This is a genomic window from Pseudarthrobacter sp. NIBRBAC000502772 (assembly GCF_006517235.1).
In the GTDB taxonomy this organism is placed as follows: domain Bacteria; phylum Actinomycetota; class Actinomycetes; order Actinomycetales; family Micrococcaceae; genus Arthrobacter.
Window position 1 is genome coordinate 2630829 of record NZ_CP041188.1, and the last position, 18015, is coordinate 2648843.

The 18015-nt window shown below is 60.1% G+C and carries 17 protein-coding genes and 1 pseudogene; 9 read left to right on the forward strand and 9 right to left on the reverse strand.

Annotation, left to right across the window (positions count from 1 at the left end):
- The 6 genes from NIBR502772_RS12090 (at position 1) to NIBR502772_RS12115 (ending at position 6064) form a co-directional block, all read left to right on the forward strand.
- Positions 1-900: a sugar phosphate isomerase/epimerase gene (locus NIBR502772_RS12090; protein WP_141140373.1), complete on the forward strand. Its 900-nt coding sequence runs from the start codon at positions 1-3 to the stop codon at positions 898-900.
- Entirely contained in the window at positions 900-1895 is a 996-nt protein-coding gene (locus NIBR502772_RS12095) for a Gfo/Idh/MocA family protein (RefSeq protein ID WP_141140374.1), read from the forward strand. Before NIBR502772_RS12090 ends, NIBR502772_RS12095 begins: the two co-directional genes overlap by 1 nt.
- A gap of 199 nt (positions 1896-2094) precedes the next feature.
- Positions 2095-3285 carry a CynX/NimT family MFS transporter gene (locus tag NIBR502772_RS12100; protein WP_246848799.1) on the forward strand — a complete coding sequence of 397 codons (1191 nt, stop codon included), beginning with the start codon at positions 2095-2097 and terminating at the stop codon, positions 3283-3285.
- 242 nt (positions 3286-3527) lie between these two features.
- Positions 3528-4532, forward strand: coding sequence for a Gfo/Idh/MocA family protein (locus tag NIBR502772_RS12105; protein WP_141140376.1), 1005 nt, complete (start codon positions 3528-3530; stop codon positions 4530-4532).
- Between the two features lie 106 nt (positions 4533-4638).
- Complete coding sequence (locus NIBR502772_RS12110; RefSeq protein WP_141140377.1) at positions 4639-5388, forward strand: SDR family NAD(P)-dependent oxidoreductase; 750 nt, start codon at positions 4639-4641, stop codon at positions 5386-5388.
- A 211-nt stretch (positions 5389-5599) separates the two neighbouring features.
- Positions 5600-6064 carry a VOC family protein gene (locus NIBR502772_RS12115; protein ID WP_141140378.1) on the forward strand — a complete coding sequence of 155 codons (465 nt, stop codon included), beginning with the start codon at positions 5600-5602 and terminating at the stop codon, positions 6062-6064.
- An 880-nt stretch (positions 6065-6944) separates the two neighbouring features.
- Here the strand turns inward: NIBR502772_RS12115 and NIBR502772_RS23100 are convergent.
- The 8 genes and pseudogenes from NIBR502772_RS23100 to NIBR502772_RS12155 all read right to left on the reverse strand — a co-directional run bounded on the left by NIBR502772_RS23100 (position 6945) and on the right by NIBR502772_RS12155 (position 13953).
- Positions 6945-7232, reverse strand: a complete 288-nt coding sequence (locus NIBR502772_RS23100; RefSeq protein ID WP_141140379.1) for an ROK family protein — start codon at positions 7230-7232, stop codon at positions 6945-6947.
- Positions 7233-7319: 87 nt separating this feature from the next.
- Positions 7320-7456 (reverse strand): annotated as a pseudogene (locus NIBR502772_RS12125) (sugar phosphate isomerase/epimerase); the annotation flags it as partial.
- A 225-nt stretch (positions 7457-7681) separates the two neighbouring features.
- Entirely contained in the window at positions 7682-8542 is an 861-nt protein-coding gene (locus tag NIBR502772_RS12130; protein ID WP_141140380.1) for a carbohydrate ABC transporter permease, read from the reverse strand.
- A complete protein-coding gene (locus tag NIBR502772_RS12135) occupies positions 8539-9381 on the reverse strand; it encodes a carbohydrate ABC transporter permease (protein WP_141140381.1) in 843 nt (280 codons plus the stop codon). Before NIBR502772_RS12135 ends, NIBR502772_RS12130 begins: the two co-directional genes overlap by 4 nt.
- 147 nt (positions 9382-9528) lie before the next feature.
- Entirely contained in the window at positions 9529-10764 is a 1236-nt protein-coding gene (locus tag NIBR502772_RS12140; RefSeq protein WP_246848488.1) for an ABC transporter substrate-binding protein, read from the reverse strand.
- A gap of 1222 nt (positions 10765-11986) precedes the next feature.
- Entirely contained in the window at positions 11987-12199 is a 213-nt protein-coding gene (locus tag NIBR502772_RS12145; protein ID WP_141140382.1) for a hypothetical protein, read from the reverse strand.
- A gap of 464 nt (positions 12200-12663) precedes the next feature.
- Complete coding sequence (locus NIBR502772_RS12150) at positions 12664-13188, reverse strand: PaaI family thioesterase (RefSeq protein WP_141140383.1); 525 nt, start codon at positions 13186-13188, stop codon at positions 12664-12666.
- A gap of 48 nt (positions 13189-13236) precedes the next feature.
- Positions 13237-13953, reverse strand: coding sequence for an SDR family oxidoreductase (locus NIBR502772_RS12155; RefSeq protein ID WP_141140384.1), 717 nt, complete (start codon positions 13951-13953; stop codon positions 13237-13239).
- Between the two features lie 126 nt (positions 13954-14079).
- Between NIBR502772_RS12155 and NIBR502772_RS12160 the strand changes: the two genes are divergently transcribed.
- The 3 genes from NIBR502772_RS12160 to NIBR502772_RS12170 all read left to right on the forward strand — a co-directional run bounded on the left by NIBR502772_RS12160 (position 14080) and on the right by NIBR502772_RS12170 (position 17340).
- The gene (locus tag NIBR502772_RS12160) at positions 14080-14562 is read left to right on the forward strand and encodes a helix-turn-helix domain-containing protein (protein ID WP_141140385.1); all 483 of its coding nucleotides are present in this window, start codon (positions 14080-14082) and stop codon (positions 14560-14562) included.
- Positions 14563-14819: 257 nt separating this feature from the next.
- The gene (locus NIBR502772_RS12165) at positions 14820-15662 is read left to right on the forward strand and encodes an alpha/beta hydrolase (RefSeq protein WP_141140386.1); all 843 of its coding nucleotides are present in this window, start codon (positions 14820-14822) and stop codon (positions 15660-15662) included.
- A gap of 292 nt (positions 15663-15954) precedes the next feature.
- Complete coding sequence (locus NIBR502772_RS12170) at positions 15955-17340, forward strand: MFS transporter (RefSeq protein ID WP_141140387.1); 1386 nt, start codon at positions 15955-15957, stop codon at positions 17338-17340.
- Positions 17341-17845: 505 nt separating this feature from the next.
- Here the strand turns inward: NIBR502772_RS12170 and NIBR502772_RS22420 are convergent.
- Positions 17846-18001 (reverse strand): hypothetical protein, encoded by a 156-nt coding sequence (locus NIBR502772_RS22420; RefSeq protein WP_168223536.1) that lies wholly within the window; start codon positions 17999-18001, stop codon positions 17846-17848.
- Positions 18002-18015: the final 14 nt, after the last annotated feature.

An 18015-nucleotide genomic window follows, 5' to 3' on the forward strand; every position in this document is an offset into this window, starting at 1 on the left:
ATGCGGTTAGCCGGTCACACACTGGGCACCCCGGACCACACGGTTCCCCAAGCACTTGATCTTTTCCGAGCCGCAGGGCTCGATGCCGCCGAAGTCATCTACCAGAATGACTACAAATCAGGATTGCCGCTAGGTGACCGGCGGGCCGCCACGGAGGCTCTCAAAGCGGCCGAAAGCGCGGGGGTACCCATCGTGGGTCTGACGCCTTACACAACGGCCATCAACTCACTGGTCGATGCGGAATGGCGCACAGCAGTCGATGAATTCCGTGGCGCCATAGAGACCGCGCACCTGCTCGGCGCTGACCGGGTCCGTGTCTATGCTGGTTCGTGGCACCCTGGGGACAACGACCACGCGGCGCGTTGGGTAAAACTGCGTGAAGCATTGGAGGCCCTCGCGCCCGAAGCAGACCAGGCCGGGGTTCGCCTTTGCGTGGAAAACCACTTCGGCACCATGACCCAGACCGCCGCAGACACCGCTGCCCTAGTCCGGGAAATTGCCCATCCGGCCGTCCGCGTTCTCTATGACCAGGCGAACCTGACATTCACCCACGACGAGACGTTCGAACAGGCCCTCGCTGTTCAAGGTGACCTGATCGGTCACGTTCACGTGAAGGACCTCGTCTTCACGGATCCTAACGCGGCTTTCCGCGCAACTGAAACGGCCCGGGTCAACGCTTCCGAGCGGGCCGTCCGATCCCGCGTCGTCGGAAGCGGCGTCGTTCCATGGTCTCAAATCCTCGCGGGGTTGCTGCGGCATGGCTACGACGACGTGCTGAGCATCGAACTCGAGTACCGTTGGCACCCGCAAGACCTCCCCGCGCCCGCGGATGGATTCCGCGAGTCCGCCGCCGTCCTGCGCTCAATGCTTTCCGGTCTCGCTGAAGTGAGGAACGCCTGATGAACACCACCACCCGTCTGCGCGTCGGAGTTGTCGGCGCGGGAAATATCGCCACCATTGCCCAACTGCCCACCCTCGTCCAACGCCATGATGTCGAGTTGGCCGCGTTGGTGTCCCGGCGTGAGGACCCGGGCAGCCTGGTCCGGCGCTGGGGCTTCAACGCCGCCTACAAAACGGTGGAGGACATGCTGGCCTCCCAGGAGCTGGATGCAGTTTTCGTCCTGACGCCACGCTCCGAGCACGCCCACGCCGTCCAACTGTGCCTGGACCGCGACGTCGACGTATTTTGCGAAAAGCCCCTGGCTCCGGCAACCGAGGAGGCAGAACGTCTGGCGGACCTCGCCGATGAGAGAGGTCGCATCCTGATGGTCGACTTCAACCGCCGCTATGCGCCCGTCTATACCGCCGGTCGGGAAGTCTTTGGCGCCAAGGGCGCCACCTTCTGCGTCGCCCAGAAAAACCGCCCCGGATCGGAATACCGTGCGACATTCGAGAACGCCATTCACATGGTTGATCTCCTCCGCTGGTACTGCGGCGGCGAGCCGGTGGACGTGGCCGCGCACGCCGCCGGTGACGACCCTTGGGAAGAAGACGGCGTCGCAGCGACTATCCGCTTCAGTACCGGGAACACAGGCGTCCTGATGGCAGCCCGTACGGCGGGTGCATGGAACGAAAAACTGGACGCCTATGGGGACGGAAAGACCGTCGAAGTCAGGGCACCGGAGACGGTTTCGACCACTGTCAAGGGTGTCACCACATCGCGGGAACTTAGCGCCGAGGCCTATGGCTGGGCTACTGCGACAGACACTCTGGGATTTTCGGCCGCCGTTCATCATTTCCTGGACCGGGTTGCTGACAGGGCGCAGCCGCTTACCTCAGGCCGGGAAGCTGTCCATACCCAACGCTTGCTTGATCGGATTCTCGCTGCCGCCGGTTTGCCGACAGAAGAGCAAGCCGGTCGGGAATGGGCCAGCCACGCAGTAAACGGAAGCTAACAACCAAACGAGCTCGCCCATTCTCCACTGCACGTCCAGTCCTTGATGCGGGCACTGTGAACCGTGGCTTGAACAAACCTGCTGAAAATACGGAGGTGCAAACATAGCTCCATTTCGCCTGCGTCAGGGCAGACCATACATCGGGGGAGCGGGGAGACAGCCGTTACGGGGCCGGCTCACCGCGCTTGCCGGCGTCCTGCTGGTTGCGTTCAGCGCCAGGGAAGCGGTTTCGGCGGTGTCCCCGCTCCTTGGGCCAATAAGCGAGGACCTTCCCCTCGATGCGGTGACGACAGGGATTCTTGGGATGCTGCCGACCGCCGGCTTCGCAGTGATGGGCTTCCTGGCTCCGCCGCTCCTCCGGCGTATCCAGCTGGAACACCTGCTACTGGCCTCGATCCTGCTGACAACACTTGGTCAGGTCGGGCGCGCACTGGGATGGAACATCCTGGCATTCTTGGTGTTCACCTGGATCGCCATGCTCGGGATCGGGGTGGTCAATGTGGTGATTCCGCCTCTGCTGATGAAGTACTTTCCCGACAAAACCGGGATCCTCGCAACGCTCCACATAACTCTGTTGGGCGCCGGCACGGCTGTTGCCGCCCAATCTGCCATACCCCTGGGCAATCTTTATGGCTGGCGGTTCTCCATCGGCATTTGGGCGGCCGTCAGCGCGGTCGCTGCGATGCCTTGGCTGATTCTTCTTGCAGGCCAGCGGAGTGTTGCCCGCTCCAAGACACCACCAGCCCACGATGGGCCGTCTCCTCCTGCGAACGCGATCAAACCCTGGCGATCATCAATTGGCTGGGGTGCAGCACTGATCTTCGCTGGTTGCTCGAGCAATACTTTTGCGGCGCTCAGTTGGCTTCCGGCTGTTCTTGTCGACAGAGGAATGAGTCAGGAAACCGCTGGATCCATGTTGGCGCTCTATTCAATCCTCGCCGTGCCTGTCGCCCTGATTGTGCCTCTGGTTGTGGTGAGAATGCCTCGGCCGCTACCCGTCGCAATCCTGTTTGTCCTCGCATTCGCCATCGGTTACGGAGGCATCATCTTTGCTCCACCAGCCTCTGCAGTGGCCTGGGTCGTCATAGCTGGACTTGGCCAAGGCGTGTACTCCTTCGCGTTCACGATGATCAATAAGCGAACACGAACACAATCCGGCTCGGGGATCCTATCCGGGTTCGCCCAGGGAGTCGGCTACGCCCTCGCGAGCGTTGGCCCGTTCCTTTTTGGGCTCCTGCATCATCCAGGGGACGGCTGGCTGCCCTCGTTTGGCATGCTCGGAGCCTGGCTCGCGGTGCTTTCGGTAGGAGCCGTGATGGTCAACAAGCCACGCCTGCTCGAAGACGCCTTCCGGGTGGCACACCCAGGCGCCAACGAAGCAAGAAACTGATGCATAGCCCGACTGCAGCAAAATCATAAAACCAAAATGACCTGCGCCGACAACCGAGAACGCCTGGCCCCCGAAACCCGAACCACGTAGATCCTTGACAGACCCTTCTTGGGACCCTAGGTTTATTGCAACCGATCTCAGCAATCGATCTCACTGACACTAAAAGAACGTAACCGATCTCAAGGGAGAGACTTTATGGTCACCTGCTTCGTCCCCGGCAGCATCTTTGGCGGCCCGACATCATGACGGCGACGGCACATGCCCCGCGCATCGCCGTCGTGGGAGCGGCCGGCTGGGCCGGATCACGGCATGCGCGGGCATTCGCCGCGGCAGGTGCCAATGTCACCATCCTTGTGGAGATGAACGAGCGCGGCGTCGCCCTCGCTCAGGAGCTCGGCGCACAGCTGGTGCCCACAACCGCGGAACTCCACCCCGAACATCTGGACTTGGTAGTCGTAGCATTGCCCACCACCATGCAACCGGCCATATGCGCAGATCTGCTGAATAGGGGATTCCGAGTGTTGACTGAAAAGCCGGTGGCCGCAGATGCCCAGGGTGCTGCCGTCCTGGCTGCCGCTTCCGGCGTGAACGAGCGGCTCATGGTCGGGTATACGCTCCACCAACATCCCGCCGCGGCACTGGTCTCTCAATGGATCAGGAGCAAGAACGTGATCGCCGTTTCTGTTCGTTCCGTCGCCCATAAACAGAACGTCCACTCATGGCGCGCTGACCCGAAGGAGGGCGGCGTCGCTGTAGTGAATGGCATTCACGCCATCGAATTAGTCTCATCATGGTTCGACGGCGACCCAAAAGTACTGGCCAGCAGCGCCAGCAGCAGCCTCTATGGGTCGCAGGTGCCGGAGCACGTCGTCTCCACCCTCGAATTTCCTGATGGCGTCATATTCACCATGCAGAGCTACTGGTCTCCCTGGCAGGAGCCTCAAGGACTCAATCAGGGCGACTGGAGCCTCACCATCGACGTCCTGGCCACTGAGGGCCGGATGTTATGGTCCAACGACTCCCTTCACGTGTGGGAGCGTGACGGCGGCCAGTACGTAAAGACCTTTGACCCCTCCGACCTCTTCCTTCGCCAAGCAGAGGCGGCGCTGAAGTTTTGCACGGGTGGAACCCCTGCAGTCACCTTCGCCCAGGCACGCCGCGCGACAGAAATCGCCGATGCAGTCCTGGCAGCGGCACCTTCCCGCGCTGAGGATGCGGTCTCTCCCCGGAACATCTCAAAAACCTGACCGTCGACCGAACAACCATAACTAAGGAAATAGACATGAAGCGAGCAACCCACGGCCGGACCGCAGGAGAACCGCGGCGCAGCCGCATCCTGAGTGGGGAGAACCGATGAGCCTCAAAGACCAGGTGGTTCTGGTAACCGGATCGAGCGGGGGAATCGGCGATGCTGCTGTCAGCGCATTCGTAGCCGCAGGCGCCCTCGTCGTCGGCGCTGACCGTTCCCCCAAGGAGGACCAGGCGCTGGGGGCCTTCTATCCTCTCGACATCACGTCCGAGCAACAATGCGCAACGGTTATCCAGGACATCAAAGCCAGATTCGGCCGCATCGACGTCCTCGTCCATGTAGCAGGCGTGCTCGGCACCACGCCGGACATTATGGAGACAACCACAGAAGAGTTCGACTCCATTCTGAGGATCAATGCCTCTGCAACGTTCTCGATGGTACGAGAGACAGCAAAGTCAATGCTTGAGTCCGGCACGGCCGGCGCCATCGTGGTCTTATCCTCCGTCGCGGCCAAAGAAGCACGCCTGAACTACCTGCCTTATAACGCGAGCAAGCTTGCAGTCCTACACATCATGTGGTCATTCGCAGAATTACTCGGGCCTCAGGGCATCTCCGTCAACGCCGTCGCACCAGGCCCGGTGAACACACCCATGTGGGCACAGTTTGCCAAAGATTCAGGCCCGGATGCGGCTGCCAACCGGGCGAAGAGGGCAGCGCAACTGCCGATGCGCCGGTTTGCCGAACCCGACGAAGTCGCCCGCGCCATCCTTTTTCTGACCGATCCCGACAACCGCTACATCACCGGAGTGTCTCTCGATGTGGCTGGCGGAGCACACCTGGGAATAGGAACCTGAACCCCCTGTACCGTGCCTCGCAGTCGAGAGGCCATCACGCGCCTTTTGCGGGTGGCAACCCAGCGTACACATACGCCAGGCAAACCCAGCGCCGACCCCTCAAGCTGTGTCTGAGCAACCCCAGCGAAATTTCAGTCCAAAACTATGAGGAGAAGCCTATGTCCGTTCTTTGGTCCCAGTTCAAGCCTTCGGGGATGTTTAGGCGGGAGAAATGAAAACTGCGATTCGACATCATCACACTGCCCTGCACGTTGCGGACATGGAGCGCAGCGCACGGTTCTACGTGGAAGGGCTTGGCCTTGTCCGCTTGAAAGAATGGACATCGGGCCCATACGTCGGCGAACTTTACGGCCGTCCGGACGTTAAGGTCAAAGCACTAATGCTCTCAACGGGTGACGGTACCTTCAACTTGGAGCTGGTCCAGGTTGAAGATCCGCCACCGGCCGTTAACCCATCAGAGGCGCAGCCGGGGACTGCACATCTTGCTTTTACCGATATTGACCTGCGCAAGGTTTACGCCAGAATGACAGCGCTCGGGTACAGCGCTTTGTCCGAACCGGTCGCACCCACGTCGGGCCCGGTTGCAGGAGGCTTGCTGATCTACCTGCTCGATCCAGACGGAAATCGTGTGGAGCTAATTCAGCCGCCAGACTGGCCGCCAAGCGACAACTCTTGAGCTATCCGCACCCGGGTAAAGATGCTCGGAGTGCCTAGCGCCAGCTAACCAGACTGGGCAAACCAGGGGAAACAGCGCATGGAACGAGGAGCGCGGCTTTAAGATTCCGGAAGGGGTCCTCCACTCATCAACCGAGCCTTGAGTCTTTTCGATAGCAATGACACCTTTGCCGAGAAGGCCGATATATTGGCAAGTCCGTGGCACGGACTTGCTGCGACACCTGATGGTTTGGCTCGCGTGAGGACAGAAGGCGTCCCCCGTGCGTGCTATCCCAAGAGCAGCCGACCTTCAGCGGCTGGCACGGCAACATGACTCAAACTCTGTCCTTTCGCAAAAAACGGTACACGGACGCGGACTGCAGTCTGGTCCTCGCCCTCTTAAACGGTGAGCACGTTTTAAGAGGGCGAGGTAGTGGTACCTGTTCGGGAGCCGCTTGTGGTGGGCGAGCAGTAGGCTGGGCCTGTGTTCGGCATATCGACTGTTTGGTTCATGATTCAGCGCTTCGTGGGTGAGGGGATCTCCCCGACGCGTCGCAAGGTTGCTGCGACACATGCAGGAATGGTCTAGGGAGCGCTGCCAGGCTTCGCGCAAGATGTGGCTACCCCCTGCATCCCTGAAGCTCCTGCTATTCGGCCCGCGGCATCACGCGGATGGCAGTTGGATCCCATCGTGTGGGGGGTGAGATCTGGTTGCTCGTGGGACCGTAGGAGCACTTTGAGAAGCCATGCCCGTATGCTCGGGTCCCTAATGAACTCTGCCGTTTCGTAGGGGTTCATCGATTGAGTTACGGGTTGCAGATGATCCTAACCTCAGCAGTGCGGGTGAGGTAAGGCCTGCCGAAATAGCCGAACAGGGTTCATAGCTGGAGTGGATGCCTGCCTTAAAGGTCCAGGACCTTTTTGAACTGCTTTTTTGTTTCGCTTGGCAGCAACCTACCCAGATTCTCAAGTTCGAGCCCAGCGCCGACCCTCAGAGGGGACTTTGCAATTGCCGGTCCGCCACTCAAGGCGACGAGACACCCCTTGTTTCCGCAAATACACGGAAAATCTACGCCGCGTTGAATGGGGATGTGTCCAATGGCGCCAGCAGTGCCCTTGATTCCGCGAAGCGGAGTACCACGGTCAATCAGCCCTGCGCCAATGCCGGTGGAAGATTCAACAGCGATCATTTTCGTCGCGGCAGGCCTCAACAGGTGTTCGCCGTCCCCCAAGAGCGGGAGGCGACGCTGGCTTCGTGGCGGAATTCGAGCTCATTTCCAGCGCCAGGTCTCAAGACGGTCTCCGGAGACGGCGATTTAAGGCCGTCGTAGCCCCATCCTGAGGCGAGCTTGCCGTCTTCGTCGAGGGGAAGATTGGCCCACTGGCCGGTGGGCAGGGCGTTCGGGCGGTGCATTGGTCAGGCTCCTTCGTTGGCGTTGGCGTTGGCGTTGGTGTTGGTGTTGAACGAGCGCATTCGGCCCCCGCGGGTACTTAAGACGCGGGCTGAGGGGCTTGTCAGAGTTTAGGGATTGCAGTTCCGGTGAGTTGGTCGCGAAAGGGCACGCCACATGACCGCTTGGAAGCGGCCATGTGGCGTGCCTTTCTGGGTTGGGCCTGGGCAGCAGAACTTTTGCTGTAGTTATCCCTTGACACCACCGGACGTCATGCCGGCAACAAACCAGCGCTGGAAGGCCAGGAAGATTGAGAGAACGGGGATGAAAGCAACGACGATGAATGCAGCGAAGAGTCCCCAGAAGCTACCGAAGCCCGTGGTTATATACCGCACGATGCCGTTCTGGACGGTCTTCATGTCTTCTGTGGTGGCGAGGACGGTGCCTACAAGGAAGTCGTTCCAAACGAATACGAAGATGAAGATGGCTACAGCAGCGATACCGGGACGGATGAGTGGGAGGATGATTCGCCACAAGATCTGTATCCGGGAGCAGCCATCGATTGCGGCCGCTTCCTCAATCTCGACGGGTATGTTTTCGATGAAGTTGCGAAGAAACAGGATGGTCTGTCCACAAATGATGGCCGTGTAGACGACGATCAGCATCGGGTACGTGTTGATTAAGGCGGTTTTGACGAACATGGAGTACAGCGCGATAAAGACCACGATTGCCGGAACCATCGATAGCACCAGGATCCCGGTCATGAGAGTTTCCATGCGGCGGCTTCGGTATCTGGTGGCAACGTATGCTGCCGGAATGGAAATCGCCAACGCGAGGGCGATGGAACCGCCAGCGTAGATGAGGGAGTTAATGAAAAACCGGATGTTCGTTGAAGTCAGCAGGCCCGCATAGCCCTCGAATGAGATCGGGTCCGGAATCCATCTCGGCGGGAACTCAAGGGTATCCGAGGCCGTTTTCAGCGAGGTGGATACGATCCATGCGACAGGCGGCAGAACGATCGCAGCTGAGAGGGTGACGTATGCCCAGGCCGGAACCGCCCGAAGGACCGCGCCGACGCGGCCTTGGCGTCGTGAAGTTGTGGTGCTCACAGGCTTTCCTTCCGTCGGAAGCGAATCGCGACAAGAGTGAGGACAATATTTACGGCAAAAAGGAGGATAGCCGTTGCTGATGCCCCGGAGAGATCGAACTTGTCGAACATCTGGTTGTATACCCGCATTGACAGCGTCTCGGTCGATCCGATGGGACCACCTCGTGTCGTCACCAGGATGATGGTGACCATCTGTACATAGAGCATGAGTAGAACGATCACCACGGAGACGATGGTGTTGCGCAGGTGAGGCAAAGTGATGTTGACAAATGCGTGCCGGATCCCCCCGCCGTCCACTTTGAGGCTTTCGTACAATTCCTCTGGAATGGTTTGAAGGGCGCCGAGAAAGAGAAGCATGGCTTGCGGGTAGGACCACCACGCTGTCATCAGAGTCACGGCAACGAGCGCACTATTCGGGGACGAGAAGACATCAGTAGGACCGAACCCTAGGGATTTGGTGATAGCTGAGGCCGGCCCGTAATTGGGGTTGAGAAACCAAAGCCAGATTGTTCCTGCTGTGGCCTGGGACATAAGCCACGGCAACAGGAAGAGGCTGCGGACGGAGCGCTTGAATCGGTGCAGGTTGTTCAGCACAAGTGCAGACAAGAGTCCCGCGGGCAATGCAATGACCAGCGCCCCGAGCGAAAATACAAGGGTTGTCCAGATGCGGGCGGGCAGATCGGAGTCGGAGAACAGCTTGGTAAAAGAGTTCAGACCGGAGAATTTTCCGATCTGGTAATACGAAGTCTCGTGAAGGGCTGTCCATGCCGTGTAGATGAGCGGTCCAACAAATACAAAGAGGAACACGGCAGTGACGGGGACGACGTACAACCAGACCATGCGGTCCTTACGAGCCCGGCGGAGAGCCTGGATGCCTGTGGGTGGAGTGGCCGTCTGAGATGAAGTGCGGGTTGGGCTGTTTGTTGACATTATCTCTCCCTTCCGGAGGGAGCCTGATTTTTCAGGCTCCCCTCGGAATGTTGGGGGCTATTTCTTGTTGGCCGCATCCTGGGCGGAACGGATAAATTCGCTGCCCGATGTACCGTTGAGGGTCAGTTTCTGTCCGGCCTGGGAGAGCCCGGTGGACAGCGAGGTCCAGTTATTGGAGTATGTGCGGGGTTTGCTGTTGCTCTTGACGTAGGCGGCAATGTCGTTCACCGTTTTCGCTTCGGGCGTGGAGAAGAATGGCTGCTCATAAGTGGCAGCGCGTGTGGGGACCTCGCCGCCGGTGGCCATCTTTGCGCCGGCTTCGGGACCGGTCATGTACTCGATGAACTTCCAGGCCGCCTCTGTGTGCTTGCTTCCCGAGCCTATTCCCAGAGTCCACCCGATGGTGGTGCCGGTGGTGTCGCCAGTAGACGCCTTTGGCAGGGAGGTCCACTTGAGGTCCGGGTTCTGCGAGGCGAAGGAAACGGCTCGTTCCGTGCCGAGGACTGCCATTGCGACAGTGCCGCTGGCCATGCCGTCTGCTACGGTGCCGTACGTATCGGAAACGACATTGCTACCCAGAGCCTTTGCGTCACGGAGTTTGCTCAGGAAGTTGCCAAACTCCTCGCCCTTCTTTGTCGCAAAATCTGCCTGTCCGTCCCCAGTCCATATTTCCTGATCAACCTGCGTCATGAAGCAGTTGAAGAAAGTGCTGATGATGGCTGAATTGTCAGTGTCCGAGAACCCGGTTCCGAACCCGGTGAACCCAGCTGCGACAGCTTTTCGTGCAACGTCGACGACTTCCTCGTAGGTGGTTGGAGTGGCCGCACCGATCTGAGAAAGAATTTTCTGGTTGTAGTACAGCGCGCAGGTGCGGTATTCATAGGGCACCGCGACCTGCTTGCCGTCAGGTCCAGCGAGAGTGTCGGTGGGGCGAAGCCAGTCAGTGACCTTGGACGCAGCATCAGGCAGCGGCGAGTAGACGCCGGCGCCGGCCATTTGGGGGACGAGCGGGGTGAACATCTTAAATACATCCGGCGCCTGACCGGCCGCTGCTGACTGCGGCAGCCTGTTCAGCATATCGCCCAGAGAAACCACCGAGAGATTGATCTTAATGTCAGGGTTTGCCGCCTCGAAATTGGCAATGTTCTCCTTCAGGGCTTTTGAGCGCGGATTAGCCTGGCTGGGATCGAGGAAGTCCCAGTAATTGATCGTCACCGGCCCTCCAGATTCCGGAGTTGAGGGGGAGCAGCCGCTGAGGGCAAGGCTAGCTACGACTGCTGTGACGAGCGCCAAGCCCCATCGCTTCTTTATCATGAATCTCTCCTGTGTGCTGGGTTGCTGATGCGGGAGCATGCCGTACTCAAAACGACGCCTGCTGAATGTGGGGCTACCGAAGGTCCGGGGATGAGCCAGTTGATCATCGAGTCTCTCCTTTGAGATCGGTTGCATTGACGAACAGTGAGATCGGTTGCTGAGATCGGTTGCAATAAACATAGGACTGCAGGAAGGCTCTGTCAAGGATTCTTTTAGTGCGGATCTAGGGGGCCCGGAGTTCTCGATCGTCATCGAATATCGTGTTTGTGTTCTGCTGCGATCGGGCTCTATCCGCTTCTTGCTTCCTTAGAGGGCGTGCCAGCTCCCGTGTCGGTGTGCGGATCTAGGAAATCCCTTTAGTCACGTGCGCGGCTGCAACCTGGACGACGTAGCCAGCGAACTCATGGCCGAGGCTATGAGGCCCTGTTTCTCCCATGATCGGGTTCGCGTAATCCTGAGGTACGGGTGCGTCTTGTTGAAGCGCCAGGTCCTACTGGCTCTACCTCATCGCCATCGAGTTTCTCGATTATCATTCCCGACTCGACGCCTTCCTGCGCGATTCATAGCAGCTCCGAAGTTGCTTCTACCACGCGGCCAGTTCTGAAGTATGTTCCATTTCGGCGGACTTCCACAGTTGCTCCCCGCAGGTCGGACCAGTCATGGAGACGGTGTGTATACGTTGTTCGTGCCATGAAAATCCTGTGGTCGACGTTGGCCGTCCATGCGGTTGGATGTCCTGCTGGTGAACTCATGTGGGTCCTTGGCTGTGCTGGTTACTTCGAATCAGTGGGATTGGTGGCGACCGCGGGCGGGATATCCTGCGGCGGCACGGCTGACAGTTGGTTGCAAGAGCCGAAGAGTGGCTTGGTATGTTGTGCCGCTGGCTGTGTGCTTGCCAACCGGATAGGTATCACTACTCGCAAGCGGTTACTATGCGGCAGCCCAGGGAAGCGCCGCTAAACAATGCAACTGAGAGGTATGTGTTCGCAGGAGCTTCAGCGCACTTCTGTGCTCTGTGCTGTGGCGCGTCTCGCCGATTTTGGGGCGATGGCTGTTGGGACGGTGCGGGCGGCGACGGCCAGGGTGAGGGCTGTTGCGAGGCTAAGAATCGTCCAGGAGCAAATTCCCCTGCCGGGGAGGTCGGTGATTGCAAGCCAGCGGATGGAATAGTTCGCGGTTGCAGCAACGGGAAGGTGAACACTCAAAACATTTGCGTGAAGGGAAGCTTGCGGTACTCGGCGAGGAGCATGAGCTGCATCAGCGCCATGATCAACAGCACGCCCGTTAGACCAAGCTGGACGAGCCCCACGGGTTCTGGATGTGACAGCATCCAGGCAATGTTGCCCGTTGCGGGCGCGGCGAGATAGGCGGACAGTCCGGTTGTAGCGGCTGGTGACAGCTCGCCGCCGGTCATCAGGCGGACGGTGACCCCAGTGAGCGAGGAGCTGCGCGGCGACGATGGCAAGGGCGGTAATGAAATCTATACACAGCCAGGCGCCCCATGGCGGCAGATACTGGCTGTAGTGGGACGAAAGCAGGATCCCCACGAGCGGGATGAAGGAGGTGAAGGGCCACGGCGGGGTCACCCCGCCACTTCGTGTCGCAGGTCTGCCCGGAATGCTCCTTTCCGGCGGAGGCCCCGAAACACGTAGACGGCGCTCAGGATCATCCACAGAGAGCCGGCTGCCCCGTAGAGGATTTCCTCCGGCCACATCGGGGATCCGAGAGAGCTCCTCGCGGCGGACCAGCCGCCGCCAAGACCGGCAAGCCCCAAGGGAATGCCGAAGCGGCTCAACGCCTGCATTCCCGAAAGGGGTGCCGGGGGCAAGGCGCGATCCTGAGCGGCTGGCGTCAGGGCAAGGGCGGTGCCGGTACCAGTCATGTTGTCAGAGCGCCCGGTTGGTGGGGGAAGATGAGCAGCGTGCTCGTGGCCGTAGCGAGGAGTTCTCCGTTGGCGGTGCTGAGGCGGCCTTCGGTGAAGATCACCCGCGAGCCGGTTTTTACGACTGACCCCTCTGCGCGAAGAGCACCCTTCTGGAGCGTGATGGGTCGCAGGTACTTGACCGCCAGATCGATAGAGGTGTAGCCGATCCCTGCTTCCAAGGTGCTGTGTGCTGCGCAGCCGAGCACTGTGTCGAGGAGCGTGCAGGCCAGGCCGCCGTGCACCATTCCGAGGGGGTTGTAGTGCGCTTCTCCCGGCCAGCACTGGAACTCGACGTGTCCGTACTTCGCATCGACGAGATCGAAATTCATGAGGGAAGCGATCGGCGGCGGCGCAATGCTGCCGTCGCGGAGGCCGGAAAAGTAGTCCAGACCCGACAGCCGTGGCAGCTGTTCGAGGGCGATTGCCGGATCAATCCAGGTGAATGTTTCCGTGCGTTGCGCCGAGGTGTTGGTTGACACCGGGGTTTCCTCCCTAAGTTATCTGCAGGTCTTCAGGGTTTGTCGCGGTCATGCCGGGGCCTGGGTTGCCAAGGCAGGGTACAGATCCGAGATCGAACCGGACAGGCCGAGCTTCACTCCGGCGCTGATCTCGTCCACGATGACCTCGTACTCACCCTGCTCGAGCCCATCGAACGACTTCCGCGCGACTTCCTCGGGGGAGATCTTCGGGGCATTCACGCCCTCGGCCATGGCTGTGTCCATGTAGCCGAGGTGAACACCAGTGACTTGCGTGCCTTGGGGGGCCAGCTCCACGCGGAAGGAGTTGGTCGCCGACCACAGCGCGGCCTTTGACGCACTGTAGGCGCCGGTGAGCGCGATCCAGCTGAGCACCGAGTGGATATTGAGGACCGCGGAAGTCCCGCTGGCGGCGAGCACCGGTGCGAATGCCCTCGTCAGGGCGACCGGTCCGAAGAAGTTGGTCTCCATGACCTCACGGATCTTCTCGTCAGGGAGTGCCAAGAACGTGTCCGATTCGACGCCTATGCCGGCGTTATTGATCAGAACGCTGACGTCCTGGCCCTGGGTAACGGCGGCCCGGATCGAGTCAGGGCTGGTGACATCGAGGGCGAGGGGGACCACCCGGGAGTCGTTCCACTCTTGCGGGCGGCGGGCCGTCGCATACACCTTCGCAGCACCTCGGGCGAGGGCCTGTTCGACGAGCTCGCGGCCCAGGCCCCCATTTGCACCGGTAACGAGGACGACGGCGCCAGATAGCAGTGGCATGGATTCTCCTGATCCCAGATAGGCGGCGACGCGGTTGTCGCGACCTCAGAACATCAGAGTAGACGAGTGAGTTGGATTTTCCAACTGACTTGTATACTTGAAGAAAGTACCGAAAGCAGGTGAACGATGAAACGGCCGACCGACAAGGCAGTAGATGCGCCCAGGGCGTGTTTCATCGCGGCGGGGCTCGACGTGCTCGGGGAGCGGTGGGCGCTGCTGGCGCTTCGCGAGATGTCCTTGGGCGTTCACCGGTTCGATCAGATCGCGCGAAATACCGGCGCGTCCCGCGACATCCTGGTGGGCCGACTCCGCACACTTGAAAGCCAAGGCGTGATCGAGCGCGTCCAGTACTCCGAGCGCCCCCCGCGCTACGAGTACCACCTCACAACCTCCGGGGCCGAAGTCGCGCCCATCCTCATTTCACTCGCAGCGTGGAGCAGTACATGGATGCGCGACGAGACACCCCGTGCCTCTTACCGGCACAGTTGCGGGGCCGACCTGAAGCCGGTGGTGTCTTGTGCGGAATGCGGTGAGGAGTTCACCTCAGGAAGTCTGATGCTGGGACCGCTTGTGTCGGCGGCCGGTACGGACCCGGCATCTGACCAGTAAGAACAAGAACCAGCCAGCGGACGACGCCGGTACCTCCCGCCATCGTCCGCTGGCCATCGTTGCGCCCGGCGTTCCGCCGGTCTGATTCCTTGGAATCAAAGCCTTAGATTCCTTCTCGAAGCAGACTGACGACGGTATCGCGGTGTCGTAGGGCGAAAGTATGTAAGGAGCATATTGCGTTTGAATGTGACAGCAAGCGCAATTTCAGAATAGAGGCCGACACATGCAAATCATTGTTACCTCTTTCTACTTCTGATATGTTCATCGCTGTGAAAACGATGATGTTTGGCACTGGTAACGATGTTCAACTCGAAATGCTTGCCGCGGTTCCTGCTGGCGCGGCCGGGCCTCGTACTGCACTGCTCTTTGTGCATGGCCTCGGTCATGACGCCGCATGCTGGCACAACTGGATGCGCACAGCTTCCGAGGAGGGCTATGCGACGTACGCGATCTCGCTCAGGGGTCACGGTGGCAGTGGAGGAAGCCTCCGTTCGGCGCGGCTGAAGGATTATGTTGAAGACGTCCTTCGCGCGGTCGAGGCTGTCGATGCTGATGAGCTCGTCTTGGTTGGGCACTCACTGGGTGGCCTGGTCGTGCAGCGGGTGTTGGCACTGGAGCCGGCGAAGGTGAGCGCGGGCGTGCTTGTTGGCTCAATCACTTCCGGTCCGGCCTTCGGGACGGTTATCTCGGTGCTGAGAAGCCATCCCTGGCAGGCGATGCGGTTTCTCGCGGGTCGAAGCCTTCGGCTGCCGCCGGACATGCTGTTCGAGCGGATGGGCACTGAAGAGGCGGCGGCGATTTCCCGATCCCTTTGTGGTGAGTCACCCCGGGTCCAGTACCAGTTGCTTTTCCATCTCCCGTCGAGGCTGAAGTCTGAATATCCGCTTCTGTCCGTCTACAGCAAGCACGACCGCATGGTGCCCGTGCGGTCAGCGCGCTCAACCGCACGACGCTATGGCGCCGATGTGCGGGAGCTCGCCGGGATTGGGCATGACATGATGCTCGACGGCGGCTGGGAACAGCCCTGGGGCGTGATCAGTGACTGGTTGAAGACGCTGCGGGTCGAGGCGGTCTCCGATGAAGGGAGGCAAGGTGGTTGAGTGCAAAGACATCGGATTCGAGGCCTACGGGGGAGTGCTTGTAGCGGGGAATAATTGGATACTCCGAAAACCATTGCTTGAAAGAGCTGTATGGCCTAAGCTTCTTTCAATCACAGAGTTCACCTTGTGTCCCCGAACACACTTGAAGGTTCGGTTGCCATGAGCAAGGCGCAGGGGAACAACCTAGACGGCAACCGCTCCCAGAAGGCTGCGTGCCCCGATCCACGAGCACTACGAGCTTCGCATCAGCTCACGCACGCCAACGACGGCGTGCATTAGAAAGGCGAACAACATGGCAATAGCCAACGAGGCGTCAAAGACGACCGGCCTCCGGACCTCGGCGTCCTCCCGCTTGACCGTTCAGGAGTTACTCAATCAAGCGCCGCTGGGCAACAGGCGGCGCGTGATCATCCTTCTCGGGTTCCTGACCATGACCCTGGAGGGAGTTGAAATCGGCCTGTGGGGATTTATCTACCCCCAAATAGTCACCCAGTGGGGTACCTCGCTGGCAACGGTGACAACCATGGTGACACTGGGAGTTGTGGGGCTCACCGTCGGTTCGATGGTTGCCGGCCCGCTGTCCGACCAGATCGGCCGAAGGCTCCCGATTATCGTAGGCACGGCAGGATTCGGGCTCGCCACCTTAGGTGGCGCACTGGCACAAAACGACCTGACGCTAGGAATCTTCCGGGTGGTGGCGTGCCTGTTCCTCGGAGCTGTGATGCCCCTGGTCATCACGCTCGTGGCCGAGTTCGCGCCTGAAAAGCGGAAGGCCGCCATTGTGGCCATCACGTTCACCGGTTTCCCACTGGGAACAGTAATCACCGGCTTCCTGGCATCAACCATCATTCCCACCCTGGGCTGGCATTGGCTGCTCGGGACCGGAACACTCCTTGCCTTGATCCTTCTGCCAGCACTGCTGTGGGGCCTGCCGGAATCCACCGTATTCATGATTCGACGGGGAGGCCGGACAGAAAACGTGACGAAGGTGCTGAGTGCCATCATTCCCGGTTTCGACATGAAGACGGTGGATCTGACAGGTGCGGTCCCCAGCGGCGGTGCCAAGCCGGTTGGCGGCGTCAGGGCGGTACTGTCCAAGAAACTTGTGGTTGTATCGCTGCTGATCTGGCTTTGCTACTTCATCTGCGCCGCAGTGGTTTATATGTTCCTGAACTACCTGCCGCTCATCGTCAAGCAACTTAATATCGACGCCGCTGGGACAGGCAATGTGGTGTCGATGTTCGGCCTCGGCGGTGTGATCGGGGCTTTGGCCATCGGTTTTGCCATGGAGAAGCTGGGCAAATATGTATCCCTCGGTGCGGCCTTCACGCTGGCCGCCGGAGCCGCCTGGATCCTGGCGTCAGTCAACCTGACCCTGCCCCTTCTGCTTGTTCTGGGCTTCACCATCGGCGTTGTGCTGGTGGGTGCCAACAGCGGCATGAACGCACTGAGTACATCGGTTTTCCCCACCGAAGCCCGCGCAACCGGTGTGTCATGGATGCACAGCTTCGGCAAGGCCGGTTCCATCGTCAGCGGTATGCTGGGTGGCGTGATGCTGGGCGCAGGATGGGGCGTGGACCAGATCTTCTTCGCCCTGGCCATTCCGCTCCTGGCGGGAGCTGCGGCCGTGGGTGCAGTCAGGGCGATGACCATACGCCGTTCACGTGCCGACTCATAAGGCGGCTTGCATTTACCGACCCTGATCGTCGCATGGTCACTGGACCGCAGCGATACAGAGTCCAATTCGAGCCACCTTGCTCCTGCTCCAGAGCAAGGTGGCTCGGCTGTTTGCGGAGCCAGCCGGAGAACAGTTTCGGTGAACACAAACTTCCGGACCGGATACCGGCGGTCATGCAAGCTGAGTTTTAGGGCCGGTGAACCGTCTGGGGACCCTACTTCTCCTACCTCATCTTGTTTGCCTCAGGCTGCCGTGATGGGCACGAGGATGTGGGCGGTGAGCCTTTCGGGGGATGAAGGCGGCCAGGGGCAAAGGTCCTTCGGGAGCCAGGGGCAAGGTCCTTCGGCAGCCAGGTAGTGGCTGCAGGAAGGGGTTCACGGATGTCCACCATTCCGGCCGCTCGGGCAGCCCCAGCCATTTTCCGGGACTGGTCCCTTGGTAATAAGCGGTCCCAGGAACGCTTGGGCGATACTTTTGCCTTTCGGCCGTTCCATACGTAGCCGTCTTAGTCCTTTGCCTCGGCGTTGAAGGAGTTAGTCTCTGTCTCGAGGTCGATGAAGAAGCGGCGGAACGTTTCGCGCTGGACAGGATCGATAGGGAGCTGCTCGGATGCTGACCGACAGTGTCTGAACGTCTCCTTCTCGGCCACGCGAGGTGTCATGGATCATCAGGTGC

Excerpts from the sequence above, each read along its gene's own strand:
- NIBR502772_RS12090 (WP_141140373.1), top strand. The coding sequence starts at position 1 with ATGCGGTTAGCCGGTCACACACTGGGCACCCCGGACCACACGGTTCCC.
- NIBR502772_RS12095 (WP_141140374.1), top strand. The coding sequence starts at position 900 with ATGAACACCACCACCCGTCTGCGCGTCGGAGTTGTCGGCGCGGGAAAT.
- NIBR502772_RS12105 (WP_141140376.1), top strand. The coding sequence starts at position 3,528 with ATGACGGCGACGGCACATGCCCCGCGCATCGCCGTCGTGGGAGCGGCC.
- NIBR502772_RS12110 (WP_141140377.1), top strand. The coding sequence starts at position 4,639 with ATGAGCCTCAAAGACCAGGTGGTTCTGGTAACCGGATCGAGCGGGGGA.
- NIBR502772_RS12115 (WP_141140378.1), top strand. The coding sequence starts at position 5,600 with ATGAAAACTGCGATTCGACATCATCACACTGCCCTGCACGTTGCGGAC.
- NIBR502772_RS23100 (WP_141140379.1), bottom strand. The coding sequence starts at position 7,232 with ATGATCGCTGTTGAATCTTCCACCGGCATTGGCGCAGGGCTGATTGAC.
- NIBR502772_RS12135 (WP_141140381.1), bottom strand. The coding sequence starts at position 9,381 with ATGGTCTGGTTGTACGTCGTCCCCGTCACTGCCGTGTTCCTCTTTGTA.
- NIBR502772_RS12145 (WP_141140382.1), bottom strand. The coding sequence starts at position 12,199 with ATGACCGGCGGCGAGCTGTCACCAGCCGCTACAACCGGACTGTCCGCC.
- NIBR502772_RS12155 (WP_141140384.1), bottom strand. The coding sequence starts at position 13,953 with ATGCCACTGCTATCTGGCGCCGTCGTCCTCGTTACCGGTGCAAATGGG.
- NIBR502772_RS12160 (WP_141140385.1), top strand. The coding sequence starts at position 14,080 with ATGAAACGGCCGACCGACAAGGCAGTAGATGCGCCCAGGGCGTGTTTC.
- NIBR502772_RS12165 (WP_141140386.1), top strand. The coding sequence starts at position 14,820 with ATGTTCATCGCTGTGAAAACGATGATGTTTGGCACTGGTAACGATGTT.
- NIBR502772_RS12170 (WP_141140387.1), top strand. The coding sequence starts at position 15,955 with ATGGCAATAGCCAACGAGGCGTCAAAGACGACCGGCCTCCGGACCTCG.
- NIBR502772_RS22420 (WP_168223536.1), bottom strand. The coding sequence starts at position 18,001 with ATGACACCTCGCGTGGCCGAGAAGGAGACGTTCAGACACTGTCGGTCA.